Source organism: Pseudogemmobacter bohemicus, from assembly GCF_003290025.1.
Classification (GTDB): Bacteria; Pseudomonadota; Alphaproteobacteria; order Rhodobacterales; family Rhodobacteraceae; genus Pseudogemmobacter; species Pseudogemmobacter bohemicus.
Window position 1 is genome coordinate 1,243,680 of record NZ_QNHG01000001.1, and the last position, 17,238, is coordinate 1,260,917.

The 17,238-nt window shown below is 62.8% G+C and carries 14 protein-coding genes; 9 read left to right on the top strand and 5 right to left on the bottom strand.

Features of this window, described 5'->3' with window-relative positions; genetic code table 11:
* The first annotated feature begins 154 nt into the window (after positions 1–154).
* The 6 genes from cobA (at position 155) to DRF71_RS05905 (ending at position 5,069) form a co-directional block, all read left to right on the top strand.
* Positions 155–928, top strand: a complete 774-nt coding sequence (gene cobA / locus DRF71_RS05880; protein ID WP_112309543.1) for a uroporphyrinogen-III C-methyltransferase — start codon at positions 155–157, stop codon at positions 926–928.
* Positions 925–1,233 (top strand): DUF2849 domain-containing protein, encoded by a 309-nt coding sequence (locus DRF71_RS05885; protein WP_112309544.1) that lies wholly within the window; start codon positions 925–927, stop codon positions 1,231–1,233. Before cobA ends, DRF71_RS05885 begins: the two co-directional genes overlap by 4 nt.
* Positions 1,226–2,896: a nitrite/sulfite reductase gene (locus DRF71_RS05890; RefSeq protein WP_112309545.1), complete on the top strand. Its 1,671-nt coding sequence runs from the start codon at positions 1,226–1,228 to the stop codon at positions 2,894–2,896. Before DRF71_RS05885 ends, DRF71_RS05890 begins: the two co-directional genes overlap by 8 nt.
* Positions 2,886–3,635, top strand: coding sequence for a phosphoadenylyl-sulfate reductase (locus tag DRF71_RS05895; protein WP_112309546.1), 750 nt, complete (start codon positions 2,886–2,888; stop codon positions 3,633–3,635). Before DRF71_RS05890 ends, DRF71_RS05895 begins: the two co-directional genes overlap by 11 nt.
* A gap of 89 nt (positions 3,636–3,724) precedes the next feature.
* Entirely contained in the window at positions 3,725–4,129 is a 405-nt protein-coding gene (locus tag DRF71_RS05900; RefSeq protein ID WP_112309547.1) for a DUF934 domain-containing protein, read from the top strand.
* Between the two features lie 118 nt (positions 4,130–4,247).
* Positions 4,248–5,069, top strand: coding sequence for a ferredoxin--NADP reductase (locus DRF71_RS05905; protein WP_112309548.1), 822 nt, complete (start codon positions 4,248–4,250; stop codon positions 5,067–5,069).
* 202 nt (positions 5,070–5,271) lie between these two features.
* Here DRF71_RS05905 and DRF71_RS05910 read toward each other — a convergent pair whose 3' ends face one another.
* Positions 5,272–5,946, bottom strand: coding sequence for a hypothetical protein (locus DRF71_RS05910; protein WP_112309549.1), 675 nt, complete (start codon positions 5,944–5,946; stop codon positions 5,272–5,274).
* 75 nt (positions 5,947–6,021) lie between these two features.
* Between DRF71_RS05910 and infC the strand changes: the two genes are divergently transcribed.
* The 3 genes from infC to DRF71_RS05925 all read left to right on the top strand — a co-directional run bounded on the left by infC (position 6,022) and on the right by DRF71_RS05925 (position 11,040).
* Positions 6,022–6,708, top strand: a complete 687-nt coding sequence (gene infC / locus DRF71_RS05915) for a translation initiation factor IF-3 (RefSeq protein ID WP_232831320.1) — start codon at positions 6,022–6,024, stop codon at positions 6,706–6,708.
* A 290-nt stretch (positions 6,709–6,998) separates the two neighbouring features.
* The gene (locus DRF71_RS05920; protein ID WP_112309550.1) at positions 6,999–10,112 is read left to right on the top strand and encodes a valine--tRNA ligase; all 3,114 of its coding nucleotides are present in this window, start codon (positions 6,999–7,001) and stop codon (positions 10,110–10,112) included.
* Between the two features lie 187 nt (positions 10,113–10,299).
* The gene (locus DRF71_RS05925) at positions 10,300–11,040 is read left to right on the top strand and encodes a class I SAM-dependent methyltransferase (RefSeq protein ID WP_157970940.1); all 741 of its coding nucleotides are present in this window, start codon (positions 10,300–10,302) and stop codon (positions 11,038–11,040) included.
* A gap of 55 nt (positions 11,041–11,095) precedes the next feature.
* Here DRF71_RS05925 and DRF71_RS05930 read toward each other — a convergent pair whose 3' ends face one another.
* From DRF71_RS05930 to uvrA, 4 genes are all read right to left on the bottom strand, one after another.
* Positions 11,096–12,088, bottom strand: coding sequence for a sensor histidine kinase (locus DRF71_RS05930; RefSeq protein ID WP_112309552.1), 993 nt, complete (start codon positions 12,086–12,088; stop codon positions 11,096–11,098).
* The gene (locus tag DRF71_RS05935; protein WP_112309553.1) at positions 12,085–12,753 is read right to left on the bottom strand and encodes a response regulator transcription factor; all 669 of its coding nucleotides are present in this window, start codon (positions 12,751–12,753) and stop codon (positions 12,085–12,087) included. Before DRF71_RS05935 ends, DRF71_RS05930 begins: the two co-directional genes overlap by 4 nt.
* Entirely contained in the window at positions 12,750–14,285 is a 1,536-nt protein-coding gene (locus tag DRF71_RS05940) for a DUF4153 domain-containing protein (RefSeq protein ID WP_112309554.1), read from the bottom strand. The genes DRF71_RS05935 and DRF71_RS05940 overlap by 4 nt, the downstream gene beginning before the upstream one ends.
* 91 nt (positions 14,286–14,376) lie before the next feature.
* The gene (uvrA, locus tag DRF71_RS05945; RefSeq protein ID WP_112310022.1) at positions 14,377–17,229 is read right to left on the bottom strand and encodes an excinuclease ABC subunit UvrA; all 2,853 of its coding nucleotides are present in this window, start codon (positions 17,227–17,229) and stop codon (positions 14,377–14,379) included.
* Positions 17,230–17,238: the final 9 nt, after the last annotated feature.

Genomic DNA, 17,238 nt, shown 5'->3' on the forward strand with positions numbered 1-17,238 from the left:
CTGATTTCCCCTCTGACGCAGAACTGCGTTCCTTGGCGCCAGAGTATCGGAACATTCTTCCTTATCTGCAAGAGGATCTGGCCGATTCATGGGAAAAAGTCCTATATTGCTGCTACCGCGAAAGCGACTCCGCAACAAAGCCAAGACCGAAGCCATGTTCCAGGCCAGCGCCGACAAACAAGACCTTCCGCCCGTGATCTTTGCGGGTGCCGGGCCGGGTGCGGCCGATCACCTGACGCTGGGCGTGCTGCGCGCGCTGGAAGGCGCCGATGTGGTGATCCATGACCGTCTGGTCGGTGACGAGGTGCTTGATCTGATCCCCGACCATGTGCGGCTGATTGATGTCGGCAAAGAGGGGTTCGGCCCCTCGACGGCACAGAGTGACATCAACCGGCTTCTGGTCGAAACCGCGCTGAGCGGCGCCCGTGTGGTGCGGCTGAAAGGCGGCGATCCCGGAATTTTCGCCCGTCTCGACGAAGAGGTTGCGGCGCTTGAGGCGAGGGGCCTTTCCTTCCGCATCCTGCCCGGCCTTTCCACCGCACCGGTTGCCGCCGCCGCCATTGGCCAGGCGCTGACCAAACGCGGCCGCAATGCCAGCCTGCGCATCGTCACCGGACATGACATGGCGGGCTTTGCCGAGCAGGACTGGCGCGGCCTCGCACGGCCCGGCGAGGTGGCCGGGATCTATATGGGCAAGAAATCGGCCCGCTTCATTCAGGGCCGGCTTTTGATGCATGGGGCGCGGCCGGAAACGCCGGTCACCCTGGTCGAAAACGCCTCGCGTCCGGATCAGCGTATCCATGCGGGGACCCTCGCCACGCTGCCGGCACTGGCCCTTTGTTGCAACGGCCCCGCCGTCATCCTTTTCGGCCTCGCGCCCCGCGCCGCCGTCATTGCCCTTACCAGTCACGAGGAAGCCCGCGCATGAGCCGCCGCTTTACCCCGAAAGTCGTCACCGCCAACCGCCTGCGTGAAGGCGATGTGGTTTACCTCACCGCCGATGACCGCTGGACGCTGGTTCACGGCGAGGCCGAGCTGATCGAAGACGAGGCCCATGCCCAGCTGCGCCTGCTGCATGCCAATGCGCAAGGCAGGCTGATCGTCGGCGCCTATCTGGCCGATGCGAAACCGGGCCCCAATGGCCCTGAACCCACCCATTTCCGTGAGGAGTTCCGCACCCGCGGCCCCTCGAACTATCACCACGGGAAACAGGCAGACCTCGATCATGTATGATTACACCGATTTCGATGAGCGTTTCGTCCGCGAGCGTGTGGCGCAGTTCAGCCAGCAGGTGGAGCGCCGGCTGGATGGCAGCCTGACCGAGGAAGAGTTCCGTCCCTTGCGGCTGATGAACGGGCTCTATCTGCAGCTGCATGCCTATATGCTGCGGGTCGCGATCCCTTACGGCACGCTGAATGCCGCCAAGATGCGCCAGCTGGCGATGATCGGGGCGCGGTGGGACAAAGGGTATGGTCACTGGACCACGCGGCAGAACATCCAGTTCAACTGGCCGAAACTGCCTGACGTGCCCGCGATCCTGACCGCGCTGGCCGATGTCGGCATGCATGCGATCCAGACCTCGGGGAATACCGTGCGCAACGTGACGGCGGATCATTTCGCCGGCGCCGCTGCCGATGAGATCGCCGATCCCCGCGCCTATGCCGAGCTTTTGCGCCAGTGGTCGACCGACCACCCGGAATTCCAGTTCCTGCCCCGGAAGTTCAAGATCGCGATCACCGGCGCTGTGCATGACCGCGCCGTGATCCGCGCGCATGATATCGGGCTGCAGGTGGTAAAGAATGAGCGTGGCGAGACCGGCTTTCGCGTGCTGGTCGGTGGTGGCCTTGGCCGCACGCCGCTGATCGGCATGGTGGTGCGGGATTTCCTGCCCGAAGCCGATCTGCTGCCCTATGTCGAGGCGGTGCTCAGCGTCTATAACGTGCTGGGCCGGCGCGACAACAAATACAAGGCGCGGATCAAGATCACCCTGCATGAGACCGGCAAGGAAGAGATCACCCGCCTGATCGAGGAGCGGTTCGAAGAGCTGCGCCCGCTGTTCGGTGGCGCCGATCAGGCCCTGCTGGAAGACATCCGCGACGCCTTCGCTCCGCCGGCCTTCCGCAATGCGCCCGTCACGGCCTTTGATGATTTCTACAAATCCGATCCGGTCTTCCGCGCCTGGGCCGATACCAACCTCGCCGCGCATAAGAACGATCAATATGCGATCGTGACGATTTCGGTGAAGGAACAGGGCAAGACGCCGGGCGATATGACCTCGGCCCAGATGGAGCTGGTGGCGGATCTCGCCGAGAAATTCGGCCATGACGATATCCGCATCAGCCATGAGCAAAACGTCATCCTGCCACATATCCATAAAGGCGATCTGCCGGCGCTGCATGCGGCGCTGGTTCAGGGCGGCATCGCCACCGCCAATGTCGGGCTGATTTCCGACATCATCGCCTGCCCCGGCATGGATTATTGCGCGCTGGCCACCGCGCGCTCGATCCCTGTCGCGCAAGAGATCGCTGTGCGGTTTAAGGAACTCGATCTGGAACATGAGATCGGGCCGCTGAAGATCAAGATCTCGGGCTGCATCAATGCCTGCGGCCATCACCATGTCGGCCATATCGGCATTCTGGGCCTCGACCGCGCGGGCGTGGAAAACTACCAGATCACGCTGGGCGGATCGGGGGCAGAAGACGCGCATATCGGCGACAAGACCGGCCCCGGCTTTGCTTATGACCAGGTCGTCCCGGCGGTGGAGCGGATCGTGCGCGCCTATCTCGCGGAACGCGATGGTCCGGGCGAGAGCTTCCTCGACGCCTTCCGCCGTCTCGGGATGGAGCCTTTCAAAGCCGCCCTTTACGAGACCGGAGACGCGAAGGATGCCGCGTGATCTGAACGCCTATCCGGTGGCGGACCGGGTGGCCGCGCTGAATGCGCGCTACAAACACCACTCTGCCCATGATGTGCTGGAACATGCCTTGCAGGATGAAGACCTGGGCCGGGTGGCCCTTGTCTCGTCTTTCGGGGCGGAATCGGTGGTGCTTTTGCATCTGGTCTCGCTGCTCGCGCCAGAGACCCCGGTGCTGTTCGTCGATACACGGATGCTGTTCAAGGAGACGCTGGATTATCAGCGCGAGCTGGCCGAACGCCTCGATCTTTGCGATATCCGCACCATCCGCGCCAATCCGCGCCGGCTGCAATTCGAGGATCCGGACAATACCCTGCATCTCTACAGCACCGATTCCTGCTGCAATGTCAGGAAGGTCGAGCCGCTGGAACGCGCGCTGAAACCGTTTGACGGCTGGATCACCGGCCGCAAACGCTTTCAGAACTCGGATCGCGGCACGCTGGATTTCTTCGAGAATGAGGGTGATTTCCGCATCAAGGTGAACCCGCTGGCGCATTGGGGCCGTGAAGACCTTGAGGATTATATCGTCAACAACAACCTTCCGCGCCATCCGCTGGTCGCGAAAGGCTATCCGTCGATCGGCTGTGCCCCTTGCACCAGCCCGGTGAAGCCCGGCGAAGACCCGCGCGCAGGCCGCTGGCGCGGGCAGACCAAGTCGGAATGCGGCATCCATTTCGCGGGCGGCAACCCCGTCCGCAACAACACCGGAAGCGCGGCATGAGCGGCGCCGATTTCTTGCAAGAAATCGGTCCGGTTCCTTCAAAGGAACCGGGCTCCTTGTCCGCCCCTGCGAACATAAAGGACTGAGACATGAGCATTATTGTCACCGATGCCGGTTTCGCCCCGGCCCCTGCGCGGGAAATTCCTGCCCTTGCCGATCTCACCGCCGGCGATCTTGCTGTCGATCTCTCGAATACCGACAATCCCGAGGCGCTGATCCCGCATCTCGACCGGCTCAGCCTGATCCGCGTCGCCTTCCCCGCCTTTTCCGATGGCCGTGCCTTTACCATTGCACGCCGGTTGCGGATGCTCGGCTATAAGGGGCAATTGCTTGCGCTCGGGCCGGTTATCTCCGATCAATATGCGATGTGTCGCCGGGTTGGCTTTGACGGGGTGGAAATCCCGGACGAGCTCGCCCAACGCCAGCCGGAAGAGCAATGGAAATTCCGCGCCAACTGGACGGCGCATGATTACCAGGGCCGCCTGCGCGCCTGATATATACGGCAACGCGAAGATATGCCGCAGTGAAGCCGGGGTGAAGCCGGGTTCCCCTCGGCCCGTCCTCGCCTTAAATGAATCAGCGCCCCGATGGCGCCCCGAGACGGAGCCTGAGATGACCGAGACCGCCGCCACCACCGAGCGCCCGGCGAAGCCGCATTTGCCCGATGCCCAGACCGTCACCTCGGTGAAACACTGGACCGACCGGCTGTTTTCCTTCCGCGTCTCACGGCCGCAATCGCTGCGCTTCCGTTCGGGCGAATTCGTGATGATCGGGCTGATGGGCGATAATGGCAAACCGCTCTTGCGGGCCTATTCCATCGCCTCGCCCGCCTGGGATGAAGAGCTGGAATTCTATTCGATCAAAGTGCCGGATGGCCCGCTGACCTCGAAGCTGCAGCATGTGCAGGTCGGAGACGAGATCATCCTGCGCCCGAAACCCGTGGGCACCCTGGTGCATGACGCGCTGCTTCCGGGCAAGCGGCTGTGGTTCCTGGCCACCGGCACCGGCTTCGCGCCTTTCGCGTCGCTCTTGCGCGAGCCGGAGACCTGGGAGAAATATGACCAGGTCATTATGATGCATACCTGCCGCGAGAATGGCGAGCTGGCTTATGGCTGTGCCCTGGTCGAGGGCCTGAAGCAAGATCCGCTGATCGGTGAACTGATCGGCGACAAGCTCCTTTACTACCCGACAACCACCCGCGAGGAATCGCAGTATAAAGGCCGGATCACCGACAACCTCGCCTCGGGCAAGGTGTTCGGGGATCTCGGCCTGCCGAAGATGAACCCCGAGGAAGACCGCGCCATGGTCTGCGGTTCGCTCGCGTTCAACGTCGATGTGAAGGCGACGCTGGAAAGCTTTGGCCTCGAAGAGGGCGCCAATTCCGACCCGAAGCAATTCGTGGTCGAGAAGGCCTTTGTCGGCGAAGGGATCTGATTTCCCACCCGCTGGAAGAAACAGGGCCGCCGGAGCAATCCGGCGGCCTTTTCCTTGCTCATCTCAGAGGCCACCCGGTGTTCTGAGACAGGAGACAGCCCCCGGGCCAGAACGAAAAACGGCTGCGGGATTGCGCCCGCAGCCGTCTCTCATGTCTTGCTGCCGGCCGGGGCCGGCAGGGCATCCGGATCAGAGGCCCGGATCAGAGGCCGAGTGCGGTCCGCACCTGGGCCAGAACGCTGGCAACCAGAGCCGGGTTCGCTTTGGCGCTGTCCACAGCGGTTTTCAGCACGCCCTTGGTCGCGTCATCCAGCGAGGAGGCGTCGATCAGCGCGGTGACTTTGGCCGCATCGAAATTGGCCGGGTCGAGGGCTGCGGCGGCATCCGAAGCGCCGGCAGCTGCCCCGGCGGCGGCATCATTTGCGGCCTCTGCGGTGCCGGTGACAGCTTCGGTCGCGCCTTCGACAGCATTGCCGGCTGCGGTTGCGGCACCTTCAACGGCGTTTTCGGTCGCAGTGGCAGCCTCTTCGGCAGCGCCGGTCACGGCTTCGCCGGCCGAGGCTGCGGCATCGCCAGCGGCTTCGACCGCAGCACCAGCGGCATTGCCTGCGGCTTCGGTGGCAGTGCCGACAGCTTCACCGGCAGTCTCGGCAGCACCGGCGACGGCTTCGCCGGCATCGGTTGCGGCTTCGGTCGCGGCGCCGGCAGCATCACCGTCAGCTTCGGTAGCAGTGCCCGCGGCCTCGGCTGCGGCGGCGGCATTCCTGGCGGCTTCGGCAGCGGCGGCGGCTTCCTGCTCTGGCTTATATTTGAACTGGTAGTATCCACCCGCCGCCAGCAGGACGACGATGGCGCCGATGATTACGCTTCTGTTCATGATGAATCTCCCATTGCCGGAAAAAAACGCCCGGATGGCCCGGATATGCCAGCATCACTGCCCGTTGAAAAGACTTTGGGCGCCAAACCGGCGGAAAAGCGGAGAAATCCGCGCAGTTGCCCCCGCAGATTTCCCGCGGACGGCGGCGCAGTCGGGCGCTTGAAAGCCCGTCACTTCAGGAGTAAGTTCGCCGCGACTTTCACCTCAGAAGGAAATACTACCATAGGACGCAGACCCCATAACGCCCCGCCGCAACGTGAGACCGGCCCGCGCGTCAACGACCGTATCCGCGCGCCCGAAATCCGTCTGATCGGCGCAGATGGCGAAAATGTCGGTGTTGTCACTCCGGCGCGTGCGATGGCGATGGCGGAAGAAGCCGGGCTCGACCTGGTCGAGATCTCGCCCAATGCCGTGCCGCCGGTCTGCAAGATCATGGATTTCGGCAAGTTCAAATACGAGACGCAAAAGCGCGAAGCCGAAGCCCGCAAGAAACAGAAGATCATCGAGATCAAGGAAATCAAGTTCCGTCCGGGCACGGATGAACATGATTATCAGGTCAAGATGCGCTCGGTACTGAAATTCCTCGGTGAAGGCGATAAGGTGAAGGTCACCCTGCGCTTCCGCGGCCGCGAAATGGCGCACCAGGAGCTGGGTCTGGAGCTGTTGAACCGGGTTTCCGCCGATGTCGGCGAGGCCGGCAAGGTCGAAAGCATGCCCAAGCTTGAAGGCCGCCAGATGGTGATGATGATCGCGCCCAAATAAGCGAACCATTCGTTTGTTGAGACATAAAGCCCCGCCTTGCAGCGGGGTTTTCTTTTCCGGCCTGGGCGCTGACTGGTTGTTCGCGCAGGGGGCGCTGCCCCCGTCCCGTTCCGGGACTCCCCCGGAGTATTTGGATCAAGAGGAAGTCAGCATTTCCTCTTGACCTAAATACTCCCGCAGGAGGCTTCCGAAACCAGTCAGAGAGTGCGAAGCCCGATCTATCGCGCGCCCTGCCCCTTCCCCTTGCGCCCGTCATTGGCTAAATCCCCTGCAGCAAAAGGGGAAGCGCGATGGCTATGGAAAAGACCTTCAACGCTCAGGAAGCCGAGGCCCGGATCTCGCAGCTCTGGATCGACGGCAAGGTCGGCCGCGCCGGAGCGAATGCAAAGCCCGGCAAGCCCGCCTTTTCCGTCGTCATCCCGCCCCCGAATGTCACTGGCAGCCTGCATATGGGCCATGCTTTCAACAATACGCTGCAAGATGTGCTGGTGCGCTGGCACCGGATGCGAGGGTATGACACGCTCTGGCAGCCCGGCACCGACCACGCGGGCATCGCCACCCAGATGGTGGTCGAGCGCGAACTGGCGAAAACCAACCGCCGCCGCTCGGATTTCACCCGACCGGAGTTTCTGGGTCTGGTGTGGGAGCAGAAGAAGAAGTCGCGCGGCCATATCATCGGCCAGCTGATGCGCCTTGGCGCCACCTGCGACTGGGACCGCGAGGCCTTCACCATGTCCGGCGCTCCGGATGCGCCCGAGGGCGAGGATGGCAATTTCCATGATGCGGTGATCAAGGTCTTTGTCGACCTTTACAACAAGGGTCTGATCTATCGCGGCAAACGCCTCGTGAACTGGGACCCCCATTTCGAGACCGCGATCTCTGACCTCGAAGTCGAACAGACCGAGGTTGACGGCCATATGTGGCATTTCAAATACCCGCTCGCCGGCGGGGAGACCTATCTTTACGAGGAGAAGGACGCGGACGGCAACGTCACCTTCTCGGAGGAGCGCGACTACATCTCCATCGCGACCACGCGCCCTGAGACCATGCTCGGCGATGGCGCGGTGGCGGTGCATCCCTCGGACTCGCGCTATGCGCCCATCGTCGGCAAGCTCTGCGAAATCCCGGTCGGGCCGCAAGAGCACCGCCGCCTGATCCCGATCATCACCGATATGTATCCCGACCCGACCTTCGGCTCGGGCGCGGTTAAGATCACCGGTGCGCATGATTTCAACGATTACGGCGTCGCGCAACGCAATGGCATCCCGCTTTACCGGTTGATGGATACCCGCGCCCGGATGCGCGACGACGGGTTGTCTTACGAGGAAAGCGCCGCCAATGCCCAGGCGATCCTTGATGGGGCGAGCTTTACCGAGGCCGATATCGACCGCATCAACCTGGTGCCGGACCATCTGCGCGGGCTGGACCGTTACGAGGCCAGGAAACTCGTTGTGGCCGAGATCAATGCCGAGGGGCTGGCGGTCACGAAACTGGTCAAATCCATCGACAAAGAGACCAATGCCGAGCATCTGGAACGGGTGCCGGTGGTCGAGAACAAAAAGATCATGCAGCCCTTCGGCGACCGCTCGAAAGTGGTGATCGAGCCGATGCTGACCGATCAGTGGTTTGTCGAGACCTCGAAAATCGTCGGCCCCGCGCTGGATGCGGTGCGTAATGGCGAGACCACCATCCTGCCCGAGCGTGATGCAAAGGTCTATTTCCACTGGCTGGAGAATATCGAGCCCTGGTGCATCTCGCGCCAGCTGTGGTGGGGGCATCAGATCCCGGTCTGGTATGGTCTCGACCTGCGCCCGGCGGGCTTCAAAGACGATCAGGGCGACAATGCAATGGACGAGGTGGAGCTGTTCCGCTTCCTCTATGATGGCGGCTTCAATAGCGCCGAGCCGGTCTATTTCTGCGCGCCCTCGCTGGCGGATGTGACAGGCCAGTTCCAGGACGCGCTGGCACCGTTGCCGATGCCGCTGAACCATGCGCGGATTGTCGAGGTCGAGAGCCGCGAGGCGGCGGAGCTGGCGCTGTCGGAGGCGCTGGCGGAGTATAACCTGACCCAGGACCCGACAAAGCTGATCTATCCGGTCTGGCGTGATGCCGATGTGCTGGACACCTGGTTCTCCTCGGGGCTCTGGCCGATCGGGACGCTGGGCTGGCCGGAACAGACGCCGGAACTGGCGCGCTATTTCCCGACGAGCGTTCTGGTCACCGGCTTTGACATCATCTTCTTCTGGGTCGCCCGGATGATGATGATGCAGCTGGCTGTCGTCGATCAGGTGCCGTTCAAAACCGTTTATGTTCATGCCCTTGTCCGTGACGAGAAGGGCAAGAAGATGTCGAAATCACTCGGCAACGTGCTCGACCCGCTGGATCTGATCGCCGATTACGGCGCGGATGCGGTACGGTTCACGCTCGCCGCAATGGCAGCGATGGGGCGTGACCTCAAGCTCTCGAAAGACCGTATCGCGGGCTATCGGAACTTCGGCACCAAGCTCTGGAATGCCTGCCGTTTTGCCGAGATGAATGGTGTCTGGGAAGGCCACACGACCAAAGCCGGTCCGCCCGTGGCCCAGGCGACCGCCAATAAATGGATCATCGGCGAGACCGCCAAGGCGCTGGCCGAGGTTGATCTCGCGCTGGCGGAATACCGTTTCGACCAGGCCGCAGACGCGCTTTACAAATTCGTCTGGGGCAAGGTCTGCGACTGGTATGTCGAATTCGCGAAACCGCTCTTTGACGGTGACGCGGCGGCGGAGACGCGGGCGACCATGGCCTGGGTGCTCGACCAGTGCATGATCCTGCTGCATCCCTTCACACCCTTCATCACCGAAGAGCTTTGGGCCACCACCGGCACGCGCGAAAAGCTGCTCGTCCATACAGACTGGCCGGAATATGGCCCAGGCCTGATCGACCAGGCAGCGGATGCCGAGATGTCTTTCGTTACCGGACTGATTGACGAGATCCGTTCGGCCCGGGCGCAATGCCATGTCCCGGCTGGCCTGAAAATCGACATCGTGGCGACGGAACTCGCCGGGCCTGCGCGCGAGGCCTGGAGCCGCAATGAGGCGTTGATCCGGCGTATGGCGCGGATCGAGGGGTTCAGCGAAGGCGCTGCACCGAAAGGCTCGATCCTGGTGGCGGCGGGGGGCGCTGGTTTCGCGATCCCGCTCGAAGGGCTGATCGACATTGCCGAGGAAAAGGCGCGGCTGACGAAGACGCTGGAGAAGCTCGGGAAAGAAATCGGCGGGCTGAAGGGCCGGCTCGACAATCCGAAATTCGCTGCCTCCGCGCCCGAGGAAGTGGTTGATGAGGCCCGCGCCAATCTCGAAGCGCGCGAAGACGAGCGCAGCAAGGTTGAAACCGCGCTGAAACGACTGTCGGAACTCGCCTGACATCCGTCCCTGCGGCGGCTCCCCTTGACCGGGGGCCGCCATCGGCGCGGGCCGCCGGTCGGACCCGGCTTTTCTGCCCCCCCTTCGGCAGGAGATCGCGGAAATCGGCGTAAAACCGCTTTACTGCCCCGCTCAATTCAGCAGACTCCCGCGCAGTGACGACCCAATTCTTGCAGGAGCTTTGCTGGTGTTTGCCCAAACCATCGCCGAAAATGGAATTTTTGAACTCGGCGGAGAGCGTCTGAGAGTCGAATCCTCCTCCGTCCTCCCGCGTCCGGTTTCCGATGCCACCGGCTTCGTTTTGCTCAAGAGCAAACCCTATCTCGACATCTATGCCAGCATCGCCGCCGGCGAAAAGCCGAAGACGCTGCTGGAGCTGGGCGTGTTCCAGGGCGGCGGCTATGTCTTTCTCGACAAGCTGCTGAACCCCGAGAAAATGTCGGCGGTGGAGCTGGCGGCGAAGCCGGTCGAGCCGCTGGTTGACTATGTCAAACGCACGCCGGGGCGGTCGGTGCATTTCGGCACCTCACAATCGGATGAGGCGGCGCTGAACCGCATCGTCGACGAGGAATTCGGCGGTCGGCTGGATATGGTCGTCGATGACGCCTCGCATATGTATGAACATACGAAGAAATCCTTCGAGATCCTGTTCCCGAAGCTGCGGCCGGGCGGGCTTTACATCCTGGAAGACTGGGCCTGGGCGCATCACCCGAATTACCAGTCGCCCGATCACGCCTGGCACAAACACACCTCGTTCAGCCAGCTGCTGTTCGAGCTGACCGCGCTGATGGGGTCGACCGCGCTGATGACCGAGATGAAGATCCTCAAGCCGCTGGTCGCGATCCGCAAGAACCCGAATTGCCCGCCGATCACCGGCAATATCTGGGATATGGTGCGGTTGCGCGGCCGCGAGATGGCGCCAGTTTGAGCAGCATCTGGCTGAGCAGCTTCTGACTGAGCAGCATCTGGGCGAGGCCTCCGCCTCAGCCCGCAGCAAGCGGCAGGATCAAACGGAAGGCGGCGCCGCCCGCCTTCCCCGACCCCGTCTTCCCATCTGTCAAAGCAATGCTGCCGCCATGCGATGACAGGATGGCGCGCAGCACGGCGAGGCCCATGCCGGTGCCGCCGGTCTCGCGGCGCGTGGTGAAAAACGGCTCGAAGACCCGCGCCGCATTGCCTGGCGAGATGCCGCGCCCGTTATCGCTGACATGCAGATGGCAGACCTCGCCGGAAACGGCGGCCCGGATCTGAACCCGGTCCGCGCCCTCCTCTGACGAATTCCGAACGAGATGGCCCAGCAAAAGCCGAAGCCCCTCGGGCGCGATGGCGATGCGAACCGATTCGCCTTCGGCCTCCAGCGTGAGCGCCGGCCAGTCCGCCCCGAGACCGGGCAGCACCATCGCAAGCGTGCTCTCGCCGATATAGCGGGTCTCGCGCGCCCGCGCCATGTCGCGAAGCGCCGCCAGCTGCGCCTCGATCTGGCGCCCGGCACTGCCGATCCGCGCCAGCAGCTCAAGATCGCCAGCCGCAAGTGTGCCGCCATCCTCGATCAGCTCCACCCCGGCGCGGATGGCGGCGACCGGCGTCTTCAGCTCATGGGTGACGTGGTCGGTATAGGCGCGCACCGTGGCCTCGCGGTCGCGCAGCACGCCGGCCATGGCGATCACCCGGCGCGCCGTGGAATGCAGCTCGCGCGTGCCGAAATGGGCGGGCGGCGCGATATCCTCGCCCGCTTCCACCCCGGCGGCAAAACTCTCCAGCGCGCGGATCGGCTGCAACAGGAGCCGCAGCAACAGCCAGCCAAGCCCGCCCGTCGCCAGGGCGATGATCAGAGCAATCCCGATTGCTGCATGGCGAAAGCCGGTCACCGGCCCCAGATAGCGCAAAGCGATCATCCCCACGAGCGAGAGCGCCAGCGTCGCCGCCAACGCACCGCCCAGCACCAGCGCAAGCGAGGGCCGCCAGCGCCGGGTCATGCGGCCTCCAGCCGGAAGCCCTGGCCATGCAGCGTGCCGATCACCGAGGGCAGCCCCGCCAGCGCCAGTTTCTGCCGCAGATTGCGCAGATGGCTGTCGAGCGTGCGGTCAGAGACGGCGTCGCGCCGGCTCCAGACCGCCTGGATCAAAGCCTGACGCGGCACCAGCGCCCCCGCCACCCGCATCAGCTCGGCCAGCAGGCGGAACTCGGTCGCGGTCAGCGCGAGACCCTGCTCGCCCACCCGCACCAGCCGCGCCGCCGGGTCGAGCGAAAGCGCCCCGTGGCGCAGCACGGGCTGGACCGGCGCGCTGCTGCGCTTCAGGATCGCCCGCACCCGCGCCACCAGCTCGCGCGGGCTGAAGGGTTTGGTCACATAGTCATCGGCGCCCAGCTCCAGCCCGACGATCCGGTCGATCTCGTCATCGCGGGCGGTCAGGAACAGCACCGGCACTTCCGAGCGCTGGCGGATCCGGCGGCAGGTCTCAAACCCGTCCATCTCGGGCAGGCCGATATCCAGCACGATCAGATCCGGCATTTCGCGGGCAAGATGGGTCAGGCAGGACCGGCCATCGGCGGCGGTGATCACCGCAAAGCCGGCCCGCTCCATAGCAAGGCGCACGAGATCACGCAGACGCGGATCGTCATCGACGATCAGGATCTTCATCCGGCCTGGTCTCCCCTCAGTTGTGCGGCTTTGGCGGCGTCGAGATTACGAAGCACCCTCGCGCTGCGAAAGCCCCAATCCCGCCAGCCATGGATTACCGGTCGGCTGGCGGCGGCGCAATTCTGGTGCCGGTATCCGGATTGATATATCCATTCAGACGATGTGCGCAGCGCGCTCGCAGCCATCGGCCCCAGCTCGCAGATATAGCGGTAATCGGGTTGGGCCCGGGCGAGATTCCGCTCGGCAACAAGGGCAGAGAAATTTACGAAGGACGCGATGTAAAGCACTGAAACAGCAGCTATCAACAGACGGCTGATCAACCAGGAATTGCTGCGCGCGGTAAGGCTCTGCCAGGCCATCAACCCCAGCCCGAAAGCCACCAGCCCTATCCAGATCAGTGCATAAAGCCGCAGGAAGGTCAGCCCGAAACGGTCGATGTAAAGGTCAAGCCGCAAGGCCGCCGCGCCGGTCAGCAGGATATTTTGCAAAAGCCACACGAGCAGCAGCGGTCGGATCAGCCGGTGCTCATACGTGAAGGGGCGCGCGGCGAGCGTGAAGGCACCGGCCAGCATCGCGGTCGCAAGCAGCGGCCAGGCGCCCCTGCGGGCATAGTCTGAGGCGGTGACGCCGCGGGGCAGCTCGGCCCCGCCAATCAGGATCGCGATATCGCTGATCATCTGCACCCCGATCAGCAGGTTGAAGAGGATCAGCGCCCTGAGCACCGAACGCGGGTTGAGACCCGGCAGGCGAAAGCGCAAGCCATCAGAAGAGAGGTCGGGGGCCACAGCCGCCGCGTCCCGCATCAGGAAGGGAAGGATCAAAAGCGCAAGGCCGATCCAGAAAAGAACGCGCTGCAACAATTTGATCGGATTGAACATTTCACTGCCGATTTGCAACAGCGCAGGATTGGCGCCAAGGATCAGCGACAGGAAGATCAGCGAACCGCCGACCGGCACCGCCCAGTCTCGCAACAGGGAGTTGCGGCTGGCGGGCTGGCTGAAATGGCCGGCAGTGTTTCGCGTCAGCTGCAACCCGCCGCGCCCAGGCGCCAGAAGATGCAAAAGACGCGGCACCAGCAGCCAGCGCTCCGGCAATTCCAGCAGGAAATCAGCCACCCTGAGCGGCAGCGGGCGTCCTCCTGGCCCGGCAAGCAGCGCCAGAGCGAGGATCAACCCGGCGATGAGGAAACTGACGGACAGCGGCTGGATATAATCCACCACCGGCGCGGCGCCAACTGCTGAGACCGCCAGCGCCTTCATCCGCTGCGGCCAGGCCCGACCATGACCGGCAACCAACACCAGCGCCAGCACGAAAAGCGCCAGAGAAAGCCCGGTAGACTGCCCCCAGAACAGGAAATCCCCCAGTATAAGCAAAGAGATAAGACCCAATGCTCCACCAGAGATACCGCCCGTTGCGATACGCCTTACCTGCGGCGGCGGGGCCGCGCCCGCCGCCTCATCCGGCGCACTCAGCCACCAGCCGTCGCGTTCCAGCCCATGCGGCACGCCGCGCAATTCGAAACCCTTCTGCATCCGTTCCTGTCCTCTGATCCATAGGCCGGATCAGCATGACAGGCTGCGCGTGCAGAAACGGCGCGGCAGATGTGCAGGATCTGTGCAGATCCTATTCCGCAGCCACCCGCTTTGGCCGGAGCATCGGGCCGAGATAGCGGCCGGTATGGCTGGCCGCGACCTTGGCTACCTCTTCCGGCGTGCCGCTGGCCACGATCTGGCCACCGCCATCGCCCCCCTCGGGGCCGATGTCAATGATCCAGTCGGCGGTCTTGATCACATCCAGATTGTGCTCGATCACCACCACCGTATTCCCCTGTTCAACAAGGGAATGAAGGACTTCCAGCAGTTTCCTCACATCCTCGAAATGCAGACCGGTGGTCGGCTCATCCAGGATGTAAAGTGTCCGCCCGGTCGCGCGGCGGCTGAGCTCTTTCGAGAGTTTGACGCGCTGCGCCTCGCCGCCGGACAGCGTGGTCGCCTGCTGGCCGACCTTGATATAGCCAAGCCCCACCTCGCAAAGCGCATCCATCTTCTCACGGATCGAAGGCACCGCCTGGAAGAAGTCGCGTGCATCCTCGCAGGTCATATCAAGAACATCGGCGATGCTTTTGTTCTTGAACCTGATTTCCAGAGTCTCACGATTGTAGCGCTGCCCTTTACAGGTCTCGCAGGTGACATAGACATCGGGCAGGAAATGCATCTCGATCTTGATAACGCCGTCGCCCTGACAGGCCTCACAGCGGCCGCCTTTGACGTTGAACGAGAACCGCCCCGGCCCGTAGCCGCGCGCCTTCGCCTCGGGCAGGCCCGAGAACCAGTCGCGAATATGGGTGAAAGCACCAGTATAAGTCGCTGGATTCGAACGCGGAGTCCGCCCGATGGGCCGTTGATCAATGTCGATCACCTTGTCGAGATGCTCAAACCCCCTGATCGTCTCGCAGGGCGCGGGCGTCTCATGCGCGCCGTTCAGTCTGATCGCGGCGGTCTTGAACAGCGTCTCGATGGTCAGGGTCGACTTACCACCGCCCGACACACCAGAGACACAGACGAATTCCCCCAAAGGAAAATCAGCCGTTACATCTTTGAGGTTATTGCCCGAAGCCTTTACAACGGTGAGCTTTTTTCCGTTCCCCTTGCGGCGTTCCTTTGGCACCGCAATCTCGCGCAGGCCCGAGAGATACTGGCCCGTTGTGCTGTCGGGATTGGCCGCGATCTCGGCCGGCGTGCCGCGCGCGATGATCTGGCCGCCATGCACACCGGCGCCCGGGCCGATATCGAAGACGTAATCCGCCTCGCGGATCGCATCCTCGTCATGCTCGACCACCAACACGGTATTGCCCTGATCACGCAGCCCTTTCAGCGTTGACAGGAGCCGGTCATTGTCTCGTTGGTGCAAGCCGATCGAGGGCTCGTCAAGCACATAAAGCACCCCCGTCAGGCCCGAACCGATCTGGCTCGCCAGCCGGATCCGTTGACTTTCGCCGCCAGAAAGCGTGCCGGCGTTTCGCGCCATGGTCAGGTAGTTCAGTCCGACATTCACAAGGAATCCAAGGCGTTCGCGGATTTCCTTAAGAATCGCCTTCGCTATTTCATTCTGCTGGCCGGTCAGGGTTTCATGGACCGACGATATCCAGTCATGCGCCTCCTGGATCGACTTCTGCACCACCTGGCCGATATGCAGCCCGGCGATTTTAACCGCCAGCGCTTCGGGTTTCAGCCGGTAGCCACTGCAGGAAGAACAGGGGCGATTGTTCTGATAACGCTCCATTTCCTCACGCGACCAGTTGCTGTCGGTCTCGCGATAACGGCGTTCCATATTGGGGATGATACCCTCGAAAAGACGGCGCACCTTATAGACGCGACCGTTCTCATCATAGGTGAAGTCAATCTCCTCACCCTTTGATCCGTAAAGGAAAAGCTGGCGGATCTGTTCCGGCAGGTCGCGCCATTTGGTCTTTTTGTCGAAACTGTAATGCTTTGCCAGGCAATCGACCGTCTGGGTGAAATAGGCCGATTTGGACTTGGCCCAGGGGGCGATGGCGCCCTGCGGAATCGAAAGCCCCTGATCCGGCACCACGAGGCGTTCGTCAAAGAACAGCTCTGCCCCCAGCCCGTCACAGGACGGACAGGCGCCGAAAGGCGCATTGAAGGAAAAGAGTCGCGGCTCGATTTCGGCAATGGTAAAGCCCGAGACCGGACAGGCGAATTTCTCGGAATAGGTCTTCCGCTCGGCCCCCTCATCGGCCATCTCGATCACCGCGATCCCGTCGGCGAGGTTCAGCGCGGTGCGGAAACTGTCGGCAAGCCGCACCTCCAGCCCCTCGCGCACCACGATGCGATCGACAACGACGTCGATATTGTGGCGGAATTTCTTGTCGAGGACCGGCGGCTCCTCCAGCTCATGGAATTCGCCGTTCACCTTGACGCGCTGGAAGCCTTGTTTACGAAGCTCCAGGAATTCCTTCTTATATTCGCCCTTACGGTCGCGCACGATGGGCGCCAGAAGGTAGGCGCGGCTGCCTTCCGGCATCGCCATCACCGCATCGACCATATCCTGCACCTGCATTGCGGTGATCGGCAGCCCGGTCGCCGGCGAATAAGGCACGCCCACGCGGGCAAACAACAGACGGAGGTAGTCGTAGATTTCAGTCACGGTCCCCACGGTCGAACGCGGGTTCTTCGAGGTGGTCTTCTGTTCAATCGAAATCGCGGGGCTCAGGCCCGAGATATGGTCGACATCGGGTTTGCCCGCCATATCAAGGAACTGGCGCGCATAGGCCGAAAGGCTTTCGACATAGCGGCGCTGCCCTTCGGCATAGATCGTGTCAAAGGCCAGCGAGGATTTGCCCGAGCCCGACAGCCCGGTGATCACCACGAACTGATCGCGCGGGATATCCAGATCGACGTTTTTAAGATTGTGCTCGCGCGCGCCGCGCACTTCGATGAACTTCTGCTCGGCCATCATCACACC